Source organism: Pseudomonas sp. P5_B2 (assembly GCF_056400445.1).
The window spans coordinates 1-6946 of sequence record NZ_JBFULH010000220.1 but is presented as its reverse complement, the minus strand read 5'-3'; the positions used below and the strand labels follow the sequence as shown (position 1 = coordinate 6946).

Annotated in this window: 4 protein-coding genes; all 4 read left to right on the top strand. The window is 59.8% G+C overall.

The window, feature by feature from the left end; translation table 11 throughout:
• The coding region (locus AC1DRJ_RS16480; RefSeq protein ID WP_477803087.1) for a hypothetical protein at positions 1–524 on the top strand (524 nt) is incomplete at its 5' end.
• A gap of 54 nt (positions 525–578) precedes the next feature.
• Positions 579–4283, top strand: a complete 3705-nt coding sequence (locus tag AC1DRJ_RS16475; RefSeq protein ID WP_477803086.1) for a patatin-like phospholipase family protein — start codon at positions 579–581, stop codon at positions 4281–4283.
• The gene (locus AC1DRJ_RS16470) at positions 4273–6357 is read left to right on the top strand and encodes a dynamin family protein (RefSeq protein WP_477803085.1); all 2085 of its coding nucleotides are present in this window, start codon (positions 4273–4275) and stop codon (positions 6355–6357) included. Before AC1DRJ_RS16475 ends, AC1DRJ_RS16470 begins: the two co-directional genes overlap by 11 nt.
• On the top strand, positions 6354–6946 hold a 593-nt coding region (locus AC1DRJ_RS16465; protein WP_477803084.1), incomplete at its 3' end, for a dynamin family protein. The genes AC1DRJ_RS16470 and AC1DRJ_RS16465, both read left to right, overlap by 4 nt.

Below are 6946 nucleotides of genomic sequence, written 5' to 3'. Positions count from 1 at the left end.
CGACTAAAGAGGCCGTCCGCCGTGAGTCATTGGGCAGCGACGATACCCCAATCTTCCGGAAGGCACAGACTCTCAACAAGCCGAACCTGGGCGAAGGACTCGAGCTTGCAACGCTGGCCGAAGAGTTCGGTGTCAACATCCGCACCATCCAGTGCGACCTCAACGAGTGCCTTGCTAATCTCCCATTGAACAAGATCGACTGTCACTATCGGCTCGACCGGGCCATTCTCGGCAAGATCGACCTGCGGGACGTCGAGCGCTTCGCGGGACTGGTCGGCATTTATGAGCTGTTTCTATCCCTGTCCACCGATGTCCTACGCGACACCATCGACGACCGCACGCAGAGTCGCCTACTGATCAATAGGCAGCGTTACGAAGATCTCAGTGGCTGCAAAGTGCCGTCCGAGCACTGGAAAAGACCAGAGTCACGCACCTTCATATCCACATCATCAGCCCGGAAAGCGTGTAGGACGAACTGGAAAACAAAGTTCGTACCGCCCCTCGCCCGCTACCCCCTCATCTAGAAGACACGGCCGCCCCCCCCCATAGAGACACCGATACAAACAATGGAGCAGAGCATGAAATTCAGGAAACTCGGTCTTACCCTATCTGGCGGCGGCGGTAAGGGCGCCTATCAGATCGGCGTCTGGCAGGCTATGCGCGACCTGGGCCTAGACAGCCAACTAAGCGCCATCTCCGGCACCTCAGTAGGCGGACTCAACGGCGCCATGTTTGCTCAAGACAAATTCGATCAGGCCAAATCCATGTGGCTGAACATCGAAAGCCGCAACATGCTTTCCGTACAGGATGTGCCTGGCCTGGCGTCACGCCTTGCGTTACTGACCGCCAGCGGCATGATCTCRCCGATGCTCAGCCACTTCATCAGTACCAAGGGCTTTTTCAAGCAAGATGGCCTCAAGAGCATGATCGCCGAAGGCCTGGACGCAGGCAGKCTGGCTTCTTCGGCGCTGCCGCTGACCGTGGCGCTGCACAATACTGCCGCCAACCGGGTCGACTACCTCTCGGTACGCGATACCCACACCGCAGCGGACATGCTGCTCGGTACCGCCGCCCTGCCCCTGATCTTCGACGAGGTCGCAATTGGCGACGGCATCTATACCGATGGCGGCTTCTACTGGGGACTGCCGCAGAAAAATGTCGACAACACGCCGGTCCGGCCACTGATCGAGGCCGGCTGCGACACCATCGTGGTGGTGTATCTGTCGCCCGACGACCTGAGCATCGACCCGCGCCACTATCCCGGGGTGCGTATTTTGCCGATCATTCCTGCCAATAGTCTGGGCGGCGTCAGCGCCACCCTCGACTTTTCCAACGAAGGTGCCGCAAGGCGCATGGAACAAGGCTATGCCGACGGCCTGCAGATCTTCCGCCACCTGCAATTGTTCCTCGACAACGAGGCTCAGTACGAAGCCCTGTGGGAGCGCGCTCGCTTGGCAGCCGAACAGGAGCGCAAGCTCAGCGACAACCTGTACGACGTGGACCGTAAACACAGCCAGGCTGTCGGCGATATCCATGACTTCGACCGGCAAATTCGCAACGACGATTTCAGCCAGAAGTTCGAACTGGCCGACGACGATATCCCCCTTGCACTCGAGCACCTGGCTCTGGACAACACTGCGCTGCTGGCTGACATCGAGCGTCAGCAACTCGAAACTGCCGTCGACAGTTTCCTGGCCCAGAACAGCAACAACCGCCGGGCGGTCGAAACCTCGGTGCTGGACGCCCTCGCCACCCTTTCTCCAGTCAGCGGACGCGCCACCTACCTGCGTGAACAGGGAATACTGTCTCGCTTCATGGGCGCTATCACCGGCAAGAACCAGCAGATTGCCGCCGAGAACGACCGCGACCTGGCCCAGGCGCAATTCGCGGCCCTGCGCCTGATTGCTGCAGTTCAGGAAAAAGGTGCAATCACCCTCGAGTTCGCCTGCACCTTGCAGAACCGCCTGAACGGCGCCTTCGCCGAAATCCAGCGACTGGGAGATCGTCATAATCAGGATCTGCGGCGCGTCTACCGCTCGCTGGCCGGAGTCTACTGCAAGCTGCGCGACCGCCTGAGTGCACATGACAACCGCCTCGATGCCCTGGAACGCACCAGCCGCCTGCACGACTGGCTACTGCATCCCAATAGGCGTCATTTTGACGGCAAGGCGCTCAGCGAACTGCCTACTGCTTTGCGTCTCAGCTGTCTGGCCAACGACTTCTTTCGMCTCACCGACGGCCAGTGGACAGTCCACGAGCTGAACAGCCTCAAAGAGATGTGCCTACTCGTCGGGCTGGATCATGCTCACCCCGTGCAGATCGGCGAGTTCTGCGCCCAGTTGAGCCAGCAACCAGCCTGCCTGCAGGCACTCACCCTGCACCTGGCTGCACTGCCTCAGCCTGTCCCCCTCAACCCGACGGCCCTCTGGCTGCTCGACCTGCGCGCCGGTACCGCGCCAACGGACAACGACAGCGTACTTGCCCGCTGGGGATACGGTGCGGCAACGGAGCTGCCAGCCTGGGACTTTCTCGCCGAACTGCTCTACCACCTCCAGTCCGCCGGATTTTCGGTGGTGCGCAGCAGCGACCTGAGCCAGTACAAGGAGCATTGGCTAGGGCAAATGCAGGTGCTTGACGACCTGCTGGGCGAAAACATCCTGCCCAAGAGCTTCGCCGGGGAGATCAACGCACTACGCCAGCAGATCACCGGTTTCCACCTCAAGGTGCCGCTGATCGGCAAGTTCAGTGTTGGTAAGTCGACCCTGCTCAATTGCTGGCTGGGCGAGGATATTCAGAAAGACGACCTCGGCGCCTGCACCAGTCTGGCCACTGAATTCCACTACGCCGAACCGGGCGCGGAAAAACTGGTGATCCACTGGCTGGAGGACGCCCAGACTGGCCACGTACGGCGCGAGGAAAAACCGCTCACGGCCTACGCCGCRCTGCTCGACGATCCACGCACTACCGCCCGGCCACCACTGTTCGTAGAACTGCACCTGTGCCGCAGTGCCCTCGCCCGCCACCCTGATCTGGTGCTGGTCGACACGCCGGGCCTGGGCTCCAATGATGGCCAGCATGAGCGTGCGCTGGAGCAGTACATCGGCGAGGCGGTGTCGTGCATCCTCTGCGTCACCCGTATCAGTCAGGTCGGTATCGACGAGCTGGCTTTCATTGATCGCCAGCGCTCCCTGGGTCAGACGTTTTCCCTGCTAGTCTGCCAGGAGGCGCTGAACAGCCGTCAGCAGCGCGAATCCCTGCGCCGTTCCCTCGCCGAACAGGCCGGCCTGGACCCGAGCCAGCCGACCCGTGGCTGCTCTGGGCGTGAGGGTGATCTGAGTGGCTTCGAGGATTTGCTCGCTGGCCTCGAAACCCAAAAGGCTTCCCTGTTCCACGAGCGCTTCGCTGCGCAGGTCAAGGCGCTATTGGTTCAGGCCGAACGCCTGATTCGCCAGCAACTGGCGATGGACACCAGCGCAGAGCAGTTACTCGAACAGCAGAAGATCCTCGACAAAGGCATGGCCCGCCTCGAAGAAAACTACACCAACGAACAAGACAGTTTGCTGCGCGACTGCCGCGGGCCGATCAGCCAACAGGTGCTGGCCACCGTCAACAGCTACCTGCGCAGCCGTCGCCAGGCCTACAAACAGATGCTGCTGGCGGGCCAAGGCATTGGTCCGCTGCTCACCGCCGATGCGCGTAACGCTTGCCAGTTGGCCATTGAGCAGAACCTGACCCCGCGCCTCAAGGACGCCTGCCAACGTCTGGGCAGTCATATCGAGTTCAACGCCTTTGAGGGTCCGCAACTCTCCGGCGACGGCCCGACCGGAATAGAGGCCGACCATGGTTTCAGTGCCTCCGCGGCCGGTGCAGCGGCTGGGGCGGCTATCGGCACCATACTGCCGGGGATTGGTACCCTGATCGGCGGCCTGGTCGGCGGCGCGCTCGGCTTGTTCGCTTCGCGCAGCAACAAGGAGAGCGAAGCCGAAGGCAAAGCCAATGACGCGATTGAAACGGTCATTAGCCAGTTGCAAAGCGTGATTCCCGATGCGCTCGACAAGCATGCCCGTCAGTTCATCTCCGATATGTGCGACCGATTAGCCGCACAGTTGGCGGCGCAACGGGAAAACCTCGAACGCATCGAACAGCAACTGATGGCAGACCGTGACCGCAAGCAACAAATCCAGCACAAGGCCGAACAGGCGCTGAACAGCGTCGCCCGATTACTCGACCACAGCAGCCAGCAACAACCTCGTCCTGTGGAGGCCAGCGCCGATGTCGCTTGATTTCAGCTTCTCCCTCGAAGACCTGGAGGCCGCGCAATCGGCCACCACCAACCCTTACATGAGTGACGCCGGCAGAGGCTTGCAACTGATTGCCAGCCTCGTCGGCCAGCCACGTCCGGACGCGGGCCAGGAGCAACAACAGCAACTGTCCGCAGCGCTGCACCGGCTGATCCATGAGCGCTTCATCGACCTCACGTCCAAGGGCAGCTATCCCGGTGAAGCTCAAGCGTTGCGCGAGCTTCAGGCGCTGGAAGCGTCACTGGAAAACCTTGCTCTGTTTCCCGACCTGGCCAACAAGACCGTGGTCGGCGTCGGTGGTGGTTTCAGTGCCGGCAAGTCGCGCCTGCTCAACACCCTGCTCGGCGTCGATCTGCTACCGGAGTCGCTGGAGCCAACCACGGCGATTCCCAGTTTCATCACCCGTGGCGAAGACGGTATCGTTGCGCTGAACACCTTCAACCTGCAGATTCGACTGGACCGCGACGGCCTGCAGGCCATCACTCACGCCTTCACCAGCCAGTACCGCCACAGTCTCGACGAGGCTTTCGGTTTTGCCCATGTGCTCAAACTATTGATGCTCCATTGCGCTAGCTTCGCCTGGGACAACCTGGCCTTCCTTGATACGCCCGGTTACAGCAAAGCCGACGCCCGGGGTAGCCGCCAAACCGACGAAACCATCGCCCTCAAACAGCTGACCGAAGCCGATCACGTGATGTGGCTTCTCAGTGCCAAGAACGGCTCGATTCGCCAGGACGACCTGGAGTTCTTGCGCAGCCTTAATCATCCAAAACCGATCTTCTTCGTCGTCACTCAGGCAGATCTGGTAGGGCGCTCGTCTATCGACTCTATCCTGCACAGCACAGCAGAAGAGATCGACGCTTCGGGCATTCCCTGCGCCGGACTGATGGCCTGGGCGGCGCCGCTGGGAGCCGATCAGGGAACGCTGATTGCGGGTGATGATATTCGCGTGTGGCTCGAAAAGCTGGACGACGCTCCCAAGTACACCAACCACAGGCGCACTTGCGAACGTGTGTTAGACGGTTATATCCGTCACAACCAAGAAAACCTGTCCAACAGCCGCAGAAAACTATCGCTGTTCAATACCCTCCTGCCCTTGCAAGAAAAACTGCCTCAGAGTGAACAGGCAACGCTACAAGAACTGCTCCAGGAGCAACGTACCCGGCAGAAAGTCTTCGCCGAACTTGTCGACGCCTTCACCGTTTTAAAAAACGAAATGCAGGAAATCATCGCGCAGATCATCGGTGACCTGGCCATTGATGCGCTTTCCATCGAAGAACTCTACGGCACAGGCCTGGCATTTCATGAGCAAGGCGATTACGGCTCGGCGGCTGTCTACTTCCAGCACGCTGCAGAACAGGGGAGTTGCGATGCTCAGTTTCGCCTTGGCATCTATCACGAGCTAGGACAAGGCGTGTGCGTAAACGAACGCCTCGCGGCAGAGTGGTACCGCAAGGCCAAAAACCAAGGTCATGTCGAGGCCCAGTTCTACCTGGGCGTCTGCTACGAGAACGGTGTAGGCGTGCAAGAAAATCTGGAAAGCGCCGTCGCCTGCTACTTCCAGGCCGCGGAGCAAGGGCACGCCGAGGCTCAATACAACCTGGGTGTTTGCCTTGCCAGTGGAGAAGGGATTGCGAAAGACGAACAGCGGGCCCTGCATTGGTTTGAAAAAGCGACCAGGCAAGGTCACCCAGAAGCCCGCTTCTACGTGATCAATCGATCAGCCCAACATGGCAGCCCCGTCGCGCAGTACGCGTTAGGGGGGCTTTACGAAAAAGGCCTGGGTGTTTCCCTGGACCTGGAAAAAGCCATCGAGGCTTACCGCAAAGCGGCCGAGGCAGGGCATGCCGATGCCCAATTTGAACTTGGCCGCCGCTATTTAAATGGAGAGGGTCTGAGAAAAAACTCCGCTCACGCTATCAGTTGGCTGGAAAAGGCGGCTGCACAAAAACATGCCAAAGCCTCTTCATTGCTGAACCAACAACGATCGAGCCTACGGCCCCGGTCGGGTGGTTGGTTTTCTCAGATTCAAATGGTAAGGAATAAAATCCAATGACACCCAAAGTATTCTCCCTGGCTTCGCTAACCCCGCATGCCGCAGCTCTTGACGCCGAACAACTCAGTAGTCTGAAAACCTTGCTCGACGGGCTTGAAGTTAATCTCAACGCTGTACGCGAGAGCGATCGCGACCTACGCATCGCTGTCGTTGGTCAGATGAAGGCCGGCAAGTCTTCGTTCCTCAATGCTGCCTTCTTCGGCCGCGACTTGCTGCCTAAGGCTGACACGCCGATGACCGCGGCGTTGACCAAGATCGTCTACGCCCCCAAGGCCAAGGCTGAAGTGGTGTTCTACAGCGTCGACGATTGGGCCGACATCGAACAACGTGCCAACGAGTACCCCAGAGCCTATGCCGAAGCAAAGCGCAAGCTGAAGGAGCCGCCGAAGACCGACAGCCCTTTCGCCAAGATACTCGCGACACCTCGCGCGCACACAGCGGAGGAGATCGATCGCCACGTTCCCGAAGCCATCCGCTCCTCACGGGAGCTGGTGGAAATGACACGCAAGAAGGGACTTAACGTACAGGACTACCTGGGTAAGACCGAGGTGCTGGACGTCGCTGGCGGTGCTCAAGACCTGGCATATGC

Bases quoted from the DNA above. Each gene is read 5' to 3' on its own strand.
- AC1DRJ_RS16470 (WP_477803085.1), top strand. From the start codon at position 4,273: ATGTCGCTTGATTTCAGCTTCTCCCTCGAAGACCTGGAGGCCGCGCAA.